The sequence below is a fragment of the Nitratireductor sp. OM-1 genome (assembly GCF_003296175.1).
GTDB classification, from domain to species: domain Bacteria; phylum Pseudomonadota; class Alphaproteobacteria; order Rhizobiales; family Rhizobiaceae; genus Nitratireductor; species Nitratireductor aquimarinus.
The window spans coordinates 543,490-559,726 of the sequence record NZ_CP029209.1; the positions used below are offsets into that span (position 1 = coordinate 543,490).

At 61.5% G+C, this 16,237-nt stretch carries 15 protein-coding genes; 12 read left to right on the plus strand and 3 right to left on the minus strand.

Annotated elements, in window-relative coordinates:
- Nucleotides 1-23: 23 nt before the first annotated feature.
- From DEJ54_RS21620 to DEJ54_RS21630, 3 genes are read left to right on the plus strand one after another with little or no spacing between them, the layout of a single operon-like run.
- Nucleotides 24-782, plus strand: coding sequence for a glycerophosphodiester phosphodiesterase family protein (locus DEJ54_RS21620; RefSeq protein ID WP_113156816.1), 759 nt, complete (start codon nt 24-26; stop codon nt 780-782).
- Nucleotides 779-2,308 carry an alkaline phosphatase gene (locus DEJ54_RS21625; RefSeq protein ID WP_113156817.1) on the plus strand — a complete coding sequence of 510 codons (1,530 nt, stop codon included), beginning with the start codon at nt 779-781 and terminating at the stop codon, nt 2,306-2,308. Before DEJ54_RS21620 ends, DEJ54_RS21625 begins: the two co-directional genes overlap by 4 nt.
- Nucleotides 2,305-2,997 (plus strand): HAD family phosphatase, encoded by a 693-nt coding sequence (locus DEJ54_RS21630; protein ID WP_113156818.1) that lies wholly within the window; start codon nt 2,305-2,307, stop codon nt 2,995-2,997. The genes DEJ54_RS21625 and DEJ54_RS21630 overlap by 4 nt, the downstream gene beginning before the upstream one ends.
- Nucleotides 2,998-2,999: 2 nt before the next feature.
- On the opposite strand, the gene DEJ54_RS21635 is transcribed toward DEJ54_RS21630, so the two are convergent.
- Nucleotides 3,000-3,716, minus strand: a complete 717-nt coding sequence (locus DEJ54_RS21635; RefSeq protein ID WP_113157141.1) for a DeoR/GlpR family DNA-binding transcription regulator — start codon at nt 3,714-3,716, stop codon at nt 3,000-3,002.
- 224 nt (nt 3,717-3,940) lie between these two features.
- Between DEJ54_RS21635 and DEJ54_RS21640 the strand changes: the two genes are divergently transcribed.
- The 6 genes from DEJ54_RS21640 to rbsK all read left to right on the plus strand — a co-directional run bounded on the left by DEJ54_RS21640 (nt 3,941) and on the right by rbsK (nt 10,644).
- Complete coding sequence (locus tag DEJ54_RS21640) at nt 3,941-4,987, plus strand: autoinducer 2 ABC transporter substrate-binding protein (protein WP_113156819.1); 1,047 nt, start codon at nt 3,941-3,943, stop codon at nt 4,985-4,987.
- 100 nt (nt 4,988-5,087) lie between these two features.
- Nucleotides 5,088-6,584, plus strand: coding sequence for a sugar ABC transporter ATP-binding protein (locus DEJ54_RS21645; protein ID WP_113156820.1), 1,497 nt, complete (start codon nt 5,088-5,090; stop codon nt 6,582-6,584).
- A 9-nt stretch (nt 6,585-6,593) separates the two neighbouring features.
- Nucleotides 6,594-7,571, plus strand: a complete 978-nt coding sequence (locus tag DEJ54_RS21650) for an ABC transporter permease (protein ID WP_113156821.1) — start codon at nt 6,594-6,596, stop codon at nt 7,569-7,571.
- Between the two features lie 11 nt (nt 7,572-7,582).
- Nucleotides 7,583-8,593, plus strand: coding sequence for an ABC transporter permease (locus tag DEJ54_RS21655; RefSeq protein WP_113156822.1), 1,011 nt, complete (start codon nt 7,583-7,585; stop codon nt 8,591-8,593).
- Nucleotides 8,590-9,696, plus strand: a complete 1,107-nt coding sequence (locus tag DEJ54_RS21660) for an aldose 1-epimerase family protein (RefSeq protein WP_113156823.1) — start codon at nt 8,590-8,592, stop codon at nt 9,694-9,696. Before DEJ54_RS21655 ends, DEJ54_RS21660 begins: the two co-directional genes overlap by 4 nt.
- Nucleotides 9,697-9,699: 3 nt before the next feature.
- Complete coding sequence (gene rbsK, locus DEJ54_RS21665; RefSeq protein ID WP_113156824.1) at nt 9,700-10,644, plus strand: ribokinase; 945 nt, start codon at nt 9,700-9,702, stop codon at nt 10,642-10,644.
- Between the two features lie 39 nt (nt 10,645-10,683).
- Here the strand turns inward: rbsK and DEJ54_RS21670 are convergent, their stop codons facing one another.
- Complete coding sequence (locus DEJ54_RS21670) at nt 10,684-11,118, minus strand: YbaN family protein (protein ID WP_113156825.1); 435 nt, start codon at nt 11,116-11,118, stop codon at nt 10,684-10,686.
- A gap of 324 nt (nt 11,119-11,442) precedes the next feature.
- Between DEJ54_RS21670 and proX the strand changes: the two genes are divergently transcribed.
- Nucleotides 11,443-12,429, plus strand: a complete 987-nt coding sequence (proX, locus tag DEJ54_RS21675) for a glycine betaine/L-proline ABC transporter substrate-binding protein ProX (protein ID WP_245447824.1) — start codon at nt 11,443-11,445, stop codon at nt 12,427-12,429.
- Between the two features lie 132 nt (nt 12,430-12,561).
- On the opposite strand, the gene DEJ54_RS21680 is transcribed toward proX, so the two are convergent.
- Entirely contained in the window at nt 12,562-13,434 is an 873-nt protein-coding gene (locus DEJ54_RS21680) for a LysR family transcriptional regulator (RefSeq protein ID WP_113156827.1), read from the minus strand.
- Nucleotides 13,435-13,665: 231 nt separating this feature from the next.
- Here DEJ54_RS21680 and DEJ54_RS21685 point away from each other — a divergent pair, with 231 nt between their 5' ends.
- Together DEJ54_RS21685 and DEJ54_RS21690 are read left to right on the plus strand one after the other, a co-directional pair.
- Nucleotides 13,666-14,553 (plus strand): serine hydrolase, encoded by an 888-nt coding sequence (locus DEJ54_RS21685; protein WP_162742430.1) that lies wholly within the window; start codon nt 13,666-13,668, stop codon nt 14,551-14,553.
- A 51-nt stretch (nt 14,554-14,604) separates the two neighbouring features.
- Nucleotides 14,605-16,197 (plus strand): ABC transporter substrate-binding protein, encoded by a 1,593-nt coding sequence (locus DEJ54_RS21690; protein ID WP_113156829.1) that lies wholly within the window; start codon nt 14,605-14,607, stop codon nt 16,195-16,197.
- Nucleotides 16,198-16,237: the final 40 nt, after the last annotated feature.

The following is a 16,237-nucleotide window of genomic DNA, read 5'->3' on the forward strand; positions in this document are numbered from 1 at the left end:
AACAATTCCTGAAAGGACAAATCATGACTGGACTGATCGGCCACCGGGGCGGCCGCAATGTGTGGCCTGAAAACTCGCTCGACGGTTTCCGCAAGCTTCTCGATGTGCCTGTCGAAGGTGTCGAGTTCGATGTTCACCTGTCGGATGCGGGCGAGCTTCTCGTCATCCATGACGCCACGCTGGACCGCACGACCGAGGGCAGCGGCCCCTCCCGTGCGCTGACGCCGGAGGCGCGCGCCACGCTGCGTCTGCGCGACAGCAATGAAGGCGTGCCGGTGCTTTCCGAAGTGCTGGAAATCTACGCCGACAGCACGCTCGATCTTCACGTCGAGCTGAAAAATGACGGTGAGGGAAAGGCGTATCCCGGATTGCCGGCTCTTGTGCTCGCCGAGATCGACCGGCTGGGTCTGCGTGATCGCTGCTGCCTGACGAGCTTCGATCTCGATGTGCTGCATGAATGCCGGGATCTCGCCCCGCAGATGCGCCGGCTCTGCTCCGTCAATGACAATTCGGCGCAGAAGCTTGGCGTGCGGGAGACCATCTCGGCAGCGGCTGAACTGGCCGATTATGTGGCGGTTCACAAGGACATGCTCTCCACGCACTGGGACGCGATCACCACGCTGGTTCCGCTCTCCCGGCTTGGCGCGTGGGTTGCCAACACGCCGGAAGAGATAAACCGCTGGCTGGAGGCGGGGCCTGGCTTCATCACCACCGATGAGCCGGTGCTCGCCGACCGGCTGCGCCGCGCACGTCTGGATGCCGGCGAGGCCGCGCAGGCATGATCGACCGCAATCGACGCAGTCTGATCGCCGGCGGGCTTGCCGCCGCCGCGGTGTGGCCCGGCATGGGCCGCGCCCGTGCGGCGCGGTTCGAGGCGTACCCGTTTTCGCTGGGCGTCGCCTCCGGTTGTCCGCTGCCGGAGGGCGTGATCCTGTGGACGCGCCTCACATTCCCGGAACCACCGCCACCGGCCGATCCCTTTGCGCCGCTGGAGGTGATCCAGCGCGCGCCGGTGGATGTTTCGTGGGATGTGGCCGAGGACGAGCATTTCACCCGACCCGTGCGTTCCGGAACGGTGCGGGCCGTGCAGGAATTCGGTCATTCGGTGCATGTTCCGGTTACGGGGCTGCACCCCGGTCGCTGGTATTTCTATCGGTTCCGCGCAGGCGATGCGGTGAGCCCGGTGGGGCGCACCCGTACAGCGCCCGCGCAGGAAACCATGGCCGACAGGCTTCGTTTCGCCTTCGCCTCGTGCCAGCAATATGAGCAGGGCTATTACGCTGCCTACCGGCATATGGCCGATGAGGATCTCGATCTCGTCGTGCATCTCGGCGATTACATCTATGAGCGCAGCTGGGGCGGAAACCTTGTGCGCCACCATGGAAGCGGCTGGCCGGCGCGGCTTGACGAATACCGCGCGCGCCATGCGCTCTACCGCTCTGACCCGAACCTGCAGGCCGCCCATGCGCGGTTTCCCTGGCTGGTAATCTGGGACGATCATGAGGTCATCAACAATTATGGCGATGATGATGCACCCGATGCGCCTGCCGGAGAGCGCTTTCTTGAGCAGCGCCGCGCCGCCTATCAGGCCTGGTATGAGCATATGCCCGTGCCGCCGCATGGCGGTGGGGACTTCAGCGAGTTCCGCATCTACGGCCAGCATGGTTTTGGCCGGCTTCTGGGCATCACCCTTCTGGATGTGCGCCAGTATCGCACGCCGGCAATGGTCGCCGGGCAGGGAGTTGCTCGGGCGGAAGGGAACTCGATGCTTGGCGCAGAGCAGGAGCGCTGGCTGGAAGAGACGCTGCCGGGCGCCCGCGCCAGATGGAACGTCATCGCACAGCCCACACTTCTGTCCGAGCGTGATCTGGAGCAGGGGGCGGGCACGCGCTACAGCCTTGATGGATGGGACGGATACCGCGCCTCGCGCCGGCATCTGCTCGACAGCATCGAGGCGGCGCGGCTGGAAAACCCGCTGATCATCGGCGGCGATCTTCATGCCTATTTTGCCGCCGACGTGAAGCGCGATTTCGCGCAGCCGCAGAGCGAGACCGTGGCGACCGAGTTCGTGACCGGAGCCATCTCTTCCAATGCGCCAGGCCAGAAGAGCCTCGATGTGGCGCTTGCGGAAAACCCGCATCTCAAGCTGGCCTCGCGCGAGCATGGCTATGCGACCATGACGCTGACGCCCGATGGCGGACAATGCGACTTCGTCACCATCGAAGACCGCAAGGATCCGGCGTCGCCTGCCAGCACCACCTACAGTTTCGCCCTGACCAGCGGGCAGCCCGGAGTGAACCGGATATGAGCACTTTCGACCTTGTGATTTTTGACTGCGACGGCGTTCTGATCGACAGCGAGCCGCTGGCAAGCCGTACACTGGCCCGCGCCATGACCACTGCGGGCATGCCGATCTCGTCGCAACAGGCGCTGGTGGATTTCACCGGCAAAAGCCTTGGCGACATTCGCCAGACATTGCTCGAACGCGGCCTCGAGGATTTCGAAGGTCTGCACCGGGACTGGCAGGCGGAGCTTTTCGGCAGTTTCGCCTCCGATCTGCGCCCGATGGCGGGCATTGAAGATCTGCTCGAGCGGCTGGATGCGCCGATCTGCGTGGCCTCAAACTCCGGACATGAACGACTGCGGGCAAGCCTTGGCCTGACGCCGCTCTGGCAGCGCTTCGCGCCTCGGGTTTTCAGCGCTGACGATGTGCCCCGGCCAAAGCCGGCGCCGGATCTGGTGCAGCATTGTCTGGAGCGTTGCGGCGCGCGGCCGGAACGCAGCGTCATGATCGATGACAGCGCACATGGCATTGCCGCCGCCCGCGCCGCCGGTGTGCTGCCGATCGGGTTTGTCGATCCCGCCGACATTCGCCCCGATCGCGCCGAGCGGCTGGCGGAGGCCGGTGCGCACCACATCGTGACCGGGGCAGGCGCACTTTCGGCGCTGCTCGATCCGATGATCATCGCTGAAAGAAAGGTGGCGAGCCTCGCCTGATCCTAATCGCTGTCCGGCTTGCCGATCCAGAGTTCGAACTCGTCCAGCTGAGCGAATGTGGCGGGGCGCAGCTTGCCCCATTTGGAGGCGTCAGAGACGAGGAAACGCTTTTGGGAGCGCGCCATGGCGGCGCGCTTCACGGCCACTTCGTGGAAGTGGAAACAGGTCACGCCTTCGTTTTCATGAATGCCGGCGGCTGAGAAGAAGCCTTTGGTGATGTTGATTTCCTGAAGCATCTTGAGCGCCGTATCGGAGCTGAAACTGCCGCTTTCCGGATGATAGAGACCGGCGAGCAGAACCAGTTTCACCCCATCCAGCCGTGACACGATCTCGGCGATGTTCAGAGCCTGCGTGACGACGGTGATGTTTGCGTTCTGGGGCACGTTGGCCGCCAGATGCTGCAGCGTGGAGCCGCAGTCGACGAAGATGGTGTCTTCGGGGGCGACCATGGCCACCGCCTGTCGCGCAACGAGGGTCTTGGCCTGTGTGTTGGTGCCCTGCGCGTGGGAGAGCGAATAGCGCTCGCCCTTTTCGCTGGCGGACATGATGTAGCCGCCCAGGCACAGAATGCCGTTTTCGCCGTCACCCAGGTCGCGGCGAATGGTTATCTCGGATGTGTCCAGCTTCTGCGCCGCTTCGGCGATGTGCAGAATGGCGCCTGACGCGCAGAGCTTCCTGAGTGCCTCAATCCGCGCTGCCCGCCCTGATGGTCTCGCCACATGATTCTCCAAGCCTGTGAGGTTTCAACAATACTTCATGGCGCAAGCCGTTGTCCGCAGTGTGATGAATGCATTTGCAAAGGGTTGCAGGTTTTGATTGGATATGATCATATTGAATGGAATTGATCAATATTAGCGCATAATATTGAGTTAATTCAATCATATGCGTTCCCGCCACGCTGTCCCGTTCAGGGTTTCGGCGGAACCGAGGAGGAGGAAAACCAATGAAATCTCTGCTGACCGCAGCTTCTTTAGCGCTCTCTTTGCTGGGGACATCCGCGCTGGCCGACCAGATTGTGGATACGTCGAACCTCAATGAGGAGCTGATCGCAACGAAGGACGACAAGAAATACACCATCGCCACGGTCGTGAAGGTTGACGGCATCGCCTGGTTCGACCGCATGCGTGACGGTGTCGAGCAGTTCAAGGGCGATACGGACCATGACGTCTGGATGGTCGGCCCGAGCCAGGCTGACGCAGCCGCGCAGGTGCAGCTCATCGAGAACCTGATCGCACAGGGCGTTGACGCCATCGCCGTTGTGCCGTTCTCCGTCGAGGCGGTGGAGCCGGTGCTGAAGAAGGCGCGCGATCGCGGCATTGTGGTGATCTCGCACGAGGCGTCCAACCTGCAGAACACCGATTACGACCTCGAAGCCTTCGACAACCTCGCCTATGGCGCCAACCTGATGAAAGAGCTTGGCAAGTACACGGGCGGGAAGGGCAAATACGTCACGACCGTCGGCTCGCTGACCTCCAAGAGCCAGATGGAATGGGTCGACGGCGCTGTTGCCTACCAGAAAGAGCATTTCCCGGACATGGAAATGGTCGGCGACCGTCTCGAGACCTATGACGATGCGGCCACCGACTACACCAAGCTGAAAGAGGCAATGACCACTTATCCCGACATCACGGGCATTCTCGGCGCGCCGATGCCGACGTCTGCCGGTGCAGGGCGCCTGATCGCCGAAGGCGGTCTCAAGGACAAGGTGTTCTTTGCCGGTACGGGCCTGCCTTCGGTGGCTGGCGAGTATCTCGGCAATGGTGACATCCAGTACATCCAGTTCTGGGATCCGGCCGTTGCCGGCTACGCCATGAACATGCTGGCCGTTGCTGCCCTTGAGGGCAAGGGCGACCAGATCAAGTCGGGTCTGAACCTCGGTCTGACGGGCTACGAGTCCCTCACGACGCCGGATGAGGCGAACCCGAACCTGCTTTATGGCGCAGGCTGGGTCGGCGTTACGGCTGAAAACATGGACAAGTACGACTTCTGATTTCGTACGAAGCTGACGCCCGGTTCCGGGCGTCAGTTTTCAACCGTGCCGGAGCCCGGGTTCTGACCCCGGGCGACCATTTCAGCCTGCCGGGAAAATCATGTCCGAATATCTGATCGAGCTGAAGAACATCAGCAAGCGCTTCGGTGGCGTGCGCGCGCTGGACGGCGTCTCCATTGGCATCCGTCCCGGCGAAATCCACTGCCTTGCCGGCGAGAACGGCTCCGGCAAATCCACCGTCATCAAGGTGATGTCGGGAATCTACACACCCGAAGAGGGTGAAATCCTGATCGATGGCACAGCAGTCTCGCGGCTTGACCCGATCATGGCCGTGCAGAAGGGGGTGCAGGTCATCTATCAGGACTTTTCCCTGTTCGGGAATTTGACCGTTGCCGAGAACCTGGCGCTCAACACCTATCTTCTGGAGGGGCGTTCCAGAATGGACTGGCCCCGCGCCCGCGAGATGGCGCGCGAGGTTCTGGCCCGCCTCGATGTCGAGATCGATATCGACGCCGAAGTCGAGACGCTGCCGACTTCGGGAAAGCAGATCGTCGCGATTGCGCGCGCGCTTCTTGCCCGCGCCCGGCTGATCGTCATGGACGAGCCGACCACGGCGCTCACCGGCCATGAGGTCGATGCGCTGTTCGGCATCGTTCGCGATCTCCAGAAACAGGGCATCGCGGTTCTCTTCGTCAGCCACAAGATGCGCGAGATGCTGGAAATTTCGGAGCGCCTGACCGTGTTCCGGAACGGTAAAAAGGTGGCCGAAGGCGCGATGAGCGAATTCGACGAACCGGCCATCACCCGCGCCATGACGGGTCTTGAACTGGACGACGAACCCTATGAGCCCGAAATCCCCGCCGACGCGGCGCCCGCGCTGGAGGTTGAGGGGCTCACTGTTTCCGGAAGCGTCGATGATGTGAGCCTGACGCTGCGGCCAGGAGAGATTGTCGGCATTTCCGGCCTGATCGGTTCCGGCCGAACCGAACTGGCGCGGGCGCTGTTTGGAATGGAAAACGCCAGTGCCAGACGGTTTCGCGTTGCGGGAAAGGATGTTCTTCCCCGCTCGGTGCAGGAGGCGATCAGCCTTGGCATCGCCTATGTGCCGGAAGACCGGCTGAGCGAGGGCCTTTTCCTGACGCAATCCATCGAGCGCAACATGGTTGTGAGCATTCTGGACCGTCTGCGGCGTGGCCTCTTTCTCGACCGTGATGCGATGCGCGGGAAGACGGAAGAGATGTTCGCGGCCATGCAGATTGCGGCCCCGTCGCCCGAAACGGCGGTGGGCAATCTGTCCGGCGGCAATGCGCAGCGCGTCATGCTGGGGCGCTGGCTCCTGACCGGCGCGAAGGTGCTGATCCTCAACGGTCCGACGGTGGGCGTCGACGTAGGCTCCAAGGCCAAGATCCACCACATCATTCGCGATCTGGCGCGCGAGGAGGGCGTTGCCGTCCTGATGATTTCGGATGACGTGCCGGAGCTGACCGGCAACTGCAATCGCATTCATGTCATGCATGAGGGGCGTTTTGTCGGCGCGTTCTCTGGCGCGGAGATGACCGAAGACGCCATCAACGACAGCCTCAAGGCACTCAAGTAAGGCGGTAAGATGAAAAGGTTCCAATCCACGGAGGCCGTGATTGCCCTCGTCCTGCTGGCGGTGATGGTGCTGATCGGCCTGATCAATCCGGCTTTCTGGGGCGTCGCCAATCTGTTCAGCCTGGCGAAGGCCAATGTGGTCATCGGCATCATGGCGCTCGGCGTGCTGCTGATCATGATATCCGGCGGCATCGACGTTTCGTTCCCGGCGATCTCGGCGGCGGCCCTCTACATAACCGTGCGCACCATGGTCGCGCTCGATTATGACGGCGTTCTGTTGCCATTCATCGCGGCGTCGGTGATCGGTGTGCTGCTGGGGGCGTTCAACGCCTTCATCATCGACCGGTTCAAGATGATCCCGCTGATTGTCACGCTGGGCACTGCCTCCATCATTCGCGGGCTGGTGCTGGGCCTGCTCGGCACCTCCATCGTGAACATCAACAAGATGCCCGACGCGCTGATCGAATTCGGCAAGCAGGATCTGACGACCGTAACCGCGCAGAACGGGGCGACGGTCGGGCTGACGGCAATGATCCTGGTCTATCTGGCGATTGCGCTGGTGATCCACATCATCCTTCGCCACACCATGACCGGCCGTTCTGTCTACGCCTATGGCGGTGATCCGGAATCGGCGCGGCGCGCCGGCGTCAACACGCGGCGCACCATCTTCTTCGTCTATTGCACGGCGGGCCTTCTGGCGGGCTTTGCGGGCCTTCTGCACAGTTCGATGATCTGGCAGGCCAACCCGCGCGACTTCATGGGGCTGGAGCTTGATGTGATCGCGGCCGTGGTGCTTGGCGGCGCGTCGATCTTCGGCGGGCGCGGTTCCGTGCTCGGCACGATGATCGGCGTGTTCACGCTCGTCATGGTCAAGAACTCGCTGATCCTGATGAAGGTAGACACCACCTGGCAGCGTGTCGTCGTCGGCATGATCATCATCGCAGCGACCGCCATCACCGCATGGCGCGACCGGAAGAAACTGGCTTGAGGGGAGACGACATGACTGCCAAAGCCGAAGAGAAGAGCCTGGTTCAACGGCTCCTTGGGAATGACGCTTCCATCGCGCAGCTGGCCGTGATCACGGTGGTGATCTTCGTGCTGATGGCCGGGCTCAACCCGGACAAGTTCCTGCGCTACTACAATTTCGAGTCCATCACCTACATCATGCCCGAGCTGGGCATTCTGTGCATTGCCATGATGGTGGCCATGCTGACGGGCGGCATCGATCTGTCCATCGTCGCTATCGCCAATCTGGCTGCGATCACGGCGGGGGTCTATTTCCGCCATCCCGTTGTCGCCGAAGCACTTGCGGCGGGCGGCGTCGGTCTTGTGCTCCACACGGCGATGGGCGTGATCATCGCGCTTCTGGTGGGGCTCGCGGCGGGGCTGGTCAATGGCGTCCTGATCGCGCGACTGCGCATCATTCCCATTCTGGCGACGCTCGGCACCGGGCAGGTGTTTGCGGGCCTCGCGCTCGTTCTGACCGGCGGTCCGGCCATTGTCGGCTTCCCGCAGACCTGGAACTGGATCGGCACCGGCAAACTGCTTGGTGTGGCGACGCCGTTCTGGATCCTGATTGTCGTGGCGTCCGTGGTGGCCATTCTCTTGCGCCGCACGCATCTGGGCGTGAACCTGATGCTGATCGGCACCAATGCGCGCGCCGCCGTATTTGCAGGCATCCGCAGCTCCCGCATGATCCTTTACAGCTATGCGTTGACCGGGCTCATGGCGGCGATTGCGGGCATTCTGCTGTCGGGCCGCACCAACTCGGCCAAGGCGGATTTCGGTGCGTCTTATCTGTTGCAGGCCGTTCTGATCGCAGTGCTTGGCGGCACGAACCCAGCCGGCGGCAAGGGGCGCGTTCTCGGGGTGCTTCTGGCGCTGGTGGCGCTCATGTTCCTCTCGTCCGGCATGCAGATGATGCGCGCCTCCAACTTCCTGATCGATGCGATGTGGGGCGGTTTCCTGGTTCTGGTGATTGCAATCAACTATCTGAGGTCGTCGAAATGAGCGCTCGTGACAGCGATGCCGTCTTCAACCTTTCGCCCGAAATGTTCCCTGCACGCGGCGAGCTTGTGCTGGCCACGGGCGACGGGTTCACCGTAACGGCGTTCCGCTATCCTTCATCCGTCGAGGGGCTGCGGATCGAGAACCGGCGCGGGCAGGTTACGGTTCTGCCCTATCTGGGACAGATGATCTGGGATGCGGTGTTCGACGGGCGCAGGCTCACCATGGGCAATGTGTTTCCCCATCCGCGCAAGGGCGCGTCGATCATCGAGACCTATGGCGCTTTTGCTTACCATGCAGGCGTTCTGCGCAATGGCGCACCCGGCCCGGAAGACGATCATCCGCTTCATGGCGAAATGCCGGTCGCCGGCATGGACAGCGCGCATCTGCGCTTCGGGCGCGATGATGCAGGCGCATTTGTCGAGCTGTGCAGCGAGACCGAATATGTGATGGGCTTCGGGCCGCATTACATCGCAAGACCGCGCGTTCGGCTGCGCGCGGACAGCGGGCTGATCGAGGTCGAGATGGCCGTTGAGAACCTGTCGGCGCATCCGATGGAGCTCATGTACATGCTGCACGCTAATTTCGATTTCGTGGCGGGCGCGCAGATCCATCAACCGGCGGAATATTCTCCGAAAGGCACGGTCGTTCGCAAGACCATCCCCGGTCATGTGACGCCTTCGCAGGCGTTTCTGGATCTTCTGGATGACCTTTCCGGAAACCCCGCGCGCATGCAGACGCTGGACGAGCCGGCGCTCTACAGCCCCGAGCAGGTGTTTTATGTGCGCGGGCTTGGAACGAATGCCGAAGGCAGGACGCGGCTGGTGATGGCGCTTCCCGAGGGTGATGCCTGTTCCGTCAGCTATCGCCCGGAAGATCTGCCGCACTGTGTGCGCTGGATCCTGAACGATGGCGATGCGCAGGTCGCGGCCTTCGCGCTGCCCTCCACCTGCGAGCCGGAAGGCTACACCGCCGAGAAGGCCAAGGGGCATGTGCGCATTCTGCCGCCGGGCGAGACCGCGCGTTTCCCCGTGACGCTTGGATATCTGAGTGCGCAGGAAGCGCCCGCCGCAATTGCCGAAGTCAACCAGATGAGCAAGGACTGAGCCATGACGTCAAACAGCAGAACCGGTCGCATTGCCGTTGTCGGCTCCAACATGGTCGATCTGATCACCTATGTCACCCGCATGCCGGCGCCGGGCGAAACGCTGGAAGCGCCAAGCTTTGAGAGCGGGTGCGGGGGCAAGGGTGCAAACCAGGCTGTTGCGGCTGCGAAGCTCGGTTCGCAGGTGAGCATGGTCTCAAAGGTTGGCGATGATCTGTTCGGCGACAACACGCTGCGGAATTTCTCCGATCACGGGATCGATATCCGTCATGTCGCCAAGGTCGCCGGAAAGTCATCCGGCGTTGCCCCCATTTTTGTCGATGAAAGCGGTGAGAACTCCATTCTCATCGTGAAGGGTGCGAATGAAGACCTGCTCCCGGCCGATGTCGATGCCGCCGAGGATGTGCTGCGCGATGCGGACCTCATTCTCATGCAGCTGGAGATCCCGCTGGAGACGATCTACCACACGGTTCGCCGTGCGGCGGAATGGGGCGTGCCGACCATCCTGAACCCGGCGCCCGCGACTTCGGCGCTGAGTGTTTCTGACCTCAAGAGCCTGAGCTTCCTTGTTCCAAACGAAAGCGAGCTTGCGCTTCTTTCAGGCATGCCCACAGATACCGAGGAAGAGATCATGGCGGCCGCGCGCAGCCTGATCGAGAAGGGCATTGGCACCGTCATCGTGACACTCGGCTCGCGTGGCGCGCGCCGTGTGACAGCGGACCGCTTCACGACCATTGAGCCTGTGAGCGTCACCCCGGTGGACACGACTGGCGCGGGCGACGCCTTTATCGGCTCTTTCGCGCATTTCTTTGCAGCAACGGGTGAGACCGAGACGGCGCTGAACCGGGCGGCCCGCTATGCAGCCTATTCCGTGGGCCGGCGCGGGACACAGAAATCCTATGCATCGGCCGACGATTTTGACGCGTTCTGCGAAGCGCTTCCACAATAGTGCCTCTTGCGCAGTCGGGCAGATGACTGCCCGGCTGGCTCAGCCCTCCGGGCGGCTCACGATCCACACGGCGATGGCGGCCATCGCCACGGCGAGGGTGATCGCGAGCGGCAGACCCGGCTGATAGGCAAAGAGGGAAATGACGTAGCCGCAGCTGATGCCGGTGACTGCGAAGAGCTTCGCGCGGCGCGGGACGATGCCGTGATCGCGCCAGCCGCGCAGAACCGGACCGTAGCTTGGATGTTCCATAAGCCTGCGCTCAAGCCTCGGCGATGAGCGCGCGAAGAACCATGCGGCGAGGATCAGGAAGATCGTGGTCGGCATGACGGGAAGAAACGCGCCGATCACGGCGAGCAACAGCATCACCAGCCCCAGAACGAGCAATATTGCACGCTTTGCATTCTCGAATGCGGGCGCAATTCTCAATGACCGATCTCCGTCGACAGGCAGATCCGCAGACCTTTCCACCTCCATTCCGATACACCGAAAACTGCGGAAATCCTATGACCGCAGCAGTGCGCTTCATTGAAGCATGTTCGTGGTGATGGGGTCGCCGCTGCTTCGTTGACCGGTTCCGCCTGTGCCGGAGTGATGGCCGCAGAGCAGGAGAGCTGGCCTGAGAACTCTGGTGTTCAAAATTAGTTGTGAATCGATAATTCGCCGCATTCACCCATGTGTCTCTGTATTTCTATGTAACGCCTGTTCGTAAGTGTTAGTGAAATGTGAGGTTTTTCGATGGGTATGTATTTCAATAAATTTCGTAAATTTGGAGTGGCATCTGCAAGTGCTTTCGCATTGATGGCGACTGCGCCAATCACCTTTGCGGAAACTGTGCAGCCAGGCGATGGTGTTTCGGTTTCGATTGCTCAGCCAAACGACGATACCGGCTGGATCATGAGCGCGGTTTACGCCCAGCTTCTTGAGGAACTGGGTTACGACGTGGCCGAACCGGTCACGCTCGATGTTCCCGTTGCCTATGTATCCGTGTCGCAGGGAGACATGGATCTTTATCCCGACGGCTGGTTCCCGCTCCACAATACCTATGTCGACCAGCCCGGTTTCGCGGCTACGCCCACGGGCTATGTGGTTGAGAAGGGCGCATTGCAGGGATATCTCGTCGACAAGGCTTCCGCCGAGAAGTTTGACATCAAGACGCTGGATGATTTCAAGCGTCCCGAGGTGCGCGAAGCGTTTGACCGCAATGGCGACGGGCTGGCGGACATGACCGCGTGCCCGCCCGGCTGGGGCTGCGAATTGATGATTCAGTTCCACATGGATGCGTTCGATCTGCGTGAAGCCATCAATCCGATCAAGGCCGGATATTCTGCTTCCATGGCAGACACGATCGCAGCCTTTGAGCAGGGCCAGCCGATCCTGTTCTACACCTGGACGCCGAACTGGACGGTTGATGCCCTGAAACCCGGTGAAGATGTCGTGTGGATTCAGACCCCGGAGGTCGCCTTGCCGGAAGAACAGGCGCATCTTGCCGAATTCGCGACGGTTGAGGGGGTTGAAGGCTGCGTTGCCGAGCCCTGTCAGCTGGGCTGGCCGGTCAATGATATCCGGCCGGTTGCAAACGACGCGTTTCTTGAAGCCAATCCTGCCGCGAAGGTTCTGCTCGAGAAAGCTTCGATCCCGCTCGATTTCATCTTCGCCCAGAACGCCGCAATGCGGAATGGCGAGGACAGTGCTGAAGACCTGAAGCGACAGGCTTCGGAGTGGATTGAAGCCAATCGCAAAACCGTTGATGGCTGGCTCGATGCCGCGCGTTCAGCCGTGGAATAGTCTGAACCGGTGGGCGCCAGTCGGCGCCCACTTCTTCTCGACCAGTTGATCCCAGCTGAATCGGACTGCCCCCTTTGCGGGCGCGGTGTGTGGCTCTGCCGTCGAAGCCCGCAGGAATGATTTGCCCGAGCCTTAAGGTGCCGCCTCCAGAAGGTGGTTCAGAAGATCCATCACCGTGGCGCTCAGGGGCTCGTCACGCCGGTAGAATGCGATGATCGAGATGTCCGATAGGTCGCTGATGGGGCGCCAGGTCAGACCCGGCGTCGCAAGGTTTCTTGCTGTCATCGCATCGACGATGCCCACCCCGCCGCACGCACGCACCAATGCGCATACATTCGCGCAGTATGGCGCGGTGCAGACCGGGTCGTAATGCAGATCCCGGGCTTTGAAGGCCGCGCGTATATGCGCCCCCATGGGTGACCAGTCGGCATCATAGCAGACCAGCGGATGCGCTGCGATTGCCTTGCATTTGAGCTGCTTTGCACGGGCAAGCCGGTGGTTCTCGCCCATGATCGCGACCAGCGAGCTGCGCCCGACCATATGGGCCTGAAACTCCGCCTTCGGCGGCAGGGCCATCTGTAATCCGAGATCCGCCACGCCGTTGCGAAGATCTTCCTCCGGCGCGTGAATGCGCAGGTCGAGACGCTTCTTCCAGTTTGCATAGCCAGCTTTGACCAGAAGGGGACCGAGAAACCCCTCCACCAGAGCCGGTGTCGCGGAAATCACGGCTGGCCGTGTGGCGTGATCCCGCAGGGATGGCAGCTTGGCGCGGACCTGCGAATGCGTGGTGAAGATGGGACCGGCCAGAGAGAAGATTTCGCGGGCCTCGCGGGTGGGTTCAAGCCGGTTGCCCGCGCGGTGAAACAGCGGAATGCCCAGCTTGCTTTCCAGCCGTTTCAGCTGCGCACTGACGCCTGGCTGCGAGATGCCGAGCAGGCGTGCGGTTTCGGTCGTCGTCCCGACCCGCATCAACGTTCCGAAGAGTTCCATTTCACGCAGGTTCATTATCAGCTCAGTAATAGATACCCATCTATTTATCATTATTCCTATGCTTCGCCCTTGTCTAACCTGAACTCCGGATTGCAGATGTGTCTGCCTCGGGTCTGCCTCGGGCGTAGAAGGGCAGGCAGACGATGCGGAGCGCGGTTTGCGCTTCTTCCGGCAAGTTTGGCGAAGAAAGAAGCCTTGATGTTTTTTGAACGGGATGCCGCGTGGACACGCCGGTGCGAAGCGGCGGTGTCGGAGATTTTTGACAGGTTCGGTTCCTTTGGACTGACGGACGAGACGTTTGGCCTTGTCGCACTGCAGGAGCGTGCAGATGGCGGCAGGCCCGCAGGATTTGCGCTCAATGGCGACTGGCGGTGCTATCCGTGCAGTGTCGTGAAGGCCTTCCATCTGGTTCACGCGCTCAACAGGATCGAGCGGGGGCAGATGGCGGTTCCCGATGATCTGGATCAGGCGCTCAGCGACATGATCACCTGGTCGTCGAATACGGCGACCAATTACGTGATCGACCTTCTGACCGAAACCACGGGCGACACGCTGCTGGAGCCTGAAGCCTATCGCGAATGGTCTCACAGGCGTGAAGGGCTCAATCGCTTCTTCCGGGATCTGGGCTGGCCCGAATGGGACGGCTGCAACATCGCGCAGAAGCTGATGGGCGATACGCGCTATGGACGCGAAGCGCAGTTCGCGGGCAGGGACGGAAGCTATCTGAACGTGCTCACGCCGCTCGTTTCCGCGCAGCTTTTCCTGGAACTTTTCGCCGGCAATCTGCCGTTGAACCCGCGGTCGCAGAAACGGGCGGAGGAGATCCTTCTGCGTGACCGCAGCCGCGCGGATGCACATCTTCTGAGCTTCCAGATTGATGAGTTCCTTGGCGGCGGTGTTCCGGCAGAGGCGCAGGTCTGGAGCAAGGCCGGCTACACGTCCTGGACGGGCAACCCGCGCACATCCTACTACCGTCATGACCTGATCCGCATCGCCCTTCCGGGGGCAGCGCCGGTCATTCTCTCGGTCATGACGCAGGGAAAGAAGATCACGGAAAACGCCGCAACCGTTTTCCCCGGCATCGGGCGCGCGCTCTGCGACAACCTGCTCGCCGCAGAACCGGTTCCGGCATGAGGCGCGCTGTGCGCGCGGAAGTCACGACTTGCAGATGAAAGGGAGAAACCAATGTCCATGAAACTGAAAATCAGCGCCATCGCGCTGCTTGCAGCACTTGGAACGGCGCCTGCCGCCGCCAAGACGCTGGTCTATTGCTCCGATGCATCGCCGGAAGGGTTCGACCCGGCGCTCTATACCTCGATCACCACGTTCGATGCGTCGTCGCGCACGGTGTTCAACCGGCTCGTGGAGTTCGACACCGGCACCACCAATGTCGTGCCGGGGCTGGCAGAAAGCTGGGAAGTGTCCGACGACGAGCTGGAGTACACGTTCAATCTCCGCAAGGGCGTGAAATTCCACGCCAATGACAGCTTCACGCCGAGCCGGGATTTCAATGCCGACGATGTGATCTTCAGCTTCAATCGCCAGCGGCTGGAAGACCATCCGCATCACAAGACTTCGGGCGGCGGCTGGACCTATTTCGGCGCGATGGGGATGGGCGATCTCATCAAGGACATCGTGAAAGTCGATGATTACACGGTGAAGTTCGTTCTGAGCCGCCCGGAAGCGCCAATGCTTTCCAATCTGGCGATGGATTTCGCGTCGATCCAGTCGAAAGAATATGCCGACCAGCTTATGGAGGCCGGGAAGCCCGAAGAGCTCAATCAGGCTCCCGTGGGAACCGGCCCCTTCACCTTCGTTGCCTACCAGAAGGATTCGGTGATCCGCTATGCGAAGAACCCGGATTACTGGGAAGGCGCTACGCCGCTCGACAATCTGGTGTTCGCCATCACGCCGGATGCTTCCGTGCGCTATCAGCGTCTGAACGCCGGCGAGTGCCACATCATGCCCTATCCGAACCCGGCCGATCTGAAGGCGATGCAGGCCGATCCGAACATCAAGGTGATGGAGCAGGAAGGCCTCAATCTCGGTTACCTGGCCTACAACACCAAGGTGGCGCCGTTCGACAATCCGAAGGTGCGCAAGGCGCTCAACATGGCCATCGACAAGGAGGCGATCATGGAGGTCGTCTATCAGGGCTCTGGCCAGATCGCGAAAAACCCGATCCCGCCAACCATCTGGTCGCACAATGACGAGGTGCAGGACGATCCCCATGATCCGGAAGCCGCAAAGGCCATGCTGGAAGCCGAAGGCGTGACGGACCTTTCCATGAAACTGTGGGCGATGCCCGTGGCGCGTGGCTATAACCCCAATGCACGCCGGATGGCCGAGATGATGCAGGCCGATCTGGCCGCTGTCGGCGTCGATGCCGAGATCATCTCCTATGAGTGGGGCGAGTATCTGGACCGTGCGCGCGACATCGACCGCGATGGCGCAGCGCTGCTGGGCTGGATCGGTGACAATGGCGATCCGGACAACTTCCTTGCGGTGCTTCTGGGCTGCGATTCCGTGGCTGCGTCGAACACGGCGCAGTGGTGTCACGAGCCTTATGAGGAGCTGATCCAGAAGGCGAAGGTCACCTCGGACGTTGAAGAGCGCACGCGCCTTTACAAGGAAGCCCAGGTCATCGCCAAGGAGCAGGCCCCGATCATGCCGATTGCGCATTCGGTCGATTTCATGCCCATGTCGCCGAAGGTCTCCGGCTACAGGATCCACCCGATGGGCACGCACATCTTCTACGGTGTCGATATCGCCGAGTAAGGCGACATGGCGGCGTCCGTTTGGGCGCCGCCAGTTTCAA

What these genes read in the sequence shown, in the direction of transcription:
- DEJ54_RS21670 (WP_113156825.1), bottom strand. Translation starts at nt 11,118, where the DNA reads ATGGAGGTGGAAAGGTCTGCGGATCTGCCTGTCGACGGAGATCGGTCA.
- DEJ54_RS21655 (WP_113156822.1), top strand. Translation starts at nt 7,583, where the DNA reads ATGACTGCCAAAGCCGAAGAGAAGAGCCTGGTTCAACGGCTCCTTGGG.
- DEJ54_RS21620 (WP_113156816.1), top strand. Translation starts at nt 24, where the DNA reads ATGACTGGACTGATCGGCCACCGGGGCGGCCGCAATGTGTGGCCTGAA.
- DEJ54_RS21690 (WP_113156829.1), top strand. Translation starts at nt 14,605, where the DNA reads ATGTCCATGAAACTGAAAATCAGCGCCATCGCGCTGCTTGCAGCACTT.
- DEJ54_RS21645 (WP_113156820.1), top strand. Translation starts at nt 5,088, where the DNA reads ATGTCCGAATATCTGATCGAGCTGAAGAACATCAGCAAGCGCTTCGGT.
- DEJ54_RS21650 (WP_113156821.1), top strand. Translation starts at nt 6,594, where the DNA reads ATGAAAAGGTTCCAATCCACGGAGGCCGTGATTGCCCTCGTCCTGCTG.
- DEJ54_RS21625 (WP_113156817.1), top strand. Translation starts at nt 779, where the DNA reads ATGATCGACCGCAATCGACGCAGTCTGATCGCCGGCGGGCTTGCCGCC.
- DEJ54_RS21660 (WP_113156823.1), top strand. Translation starts at nt 8,590, where the DNA reads ATGAGCGCTCGTGACAGCGATGCCGTCTTCAACCTTTCGCCCGAAATG.
- DEJ54_RS21680 (WP_113156827.1), bottom strand. Translation starts at nt 13,434, where the DNA reads ATGAACCTGCGTGAAATGGAACTCTTCGGAACGTTGATGCGGGTCGGG.
- DEJ54_RS21640 (WP_113156819.1), top strand. Translation starts at nt 3,941, where the DNA reads ATGAAATCTCTGCTGACCGCAGCTTCTTTAGCGCTCTCTTTGCTGGGG.
- proX (WP_245447824.1), top strand. Translation starts at nt 11,443, where the DNA reads ATGGCGACTGCGCCAATCACCTTTGCGGAAACTGTGCAGCCAGGCGAT.
- DEJ54_RS21630 (WP_113156818.1), top strand. Translation starts at nt 2,305, where the DNA reads ATGAGCACTTTCGACCTTGTGATTTTTGACTGCGACGGCGTTCTGATC.
- rbsK (WP_113156824.1), top strand. Translation starts at nt 9,700, where the DNA reads ATGACGTCAAACAGCAGAACCGGTCGCATTGCCGTTGTCGGCTCCAAC.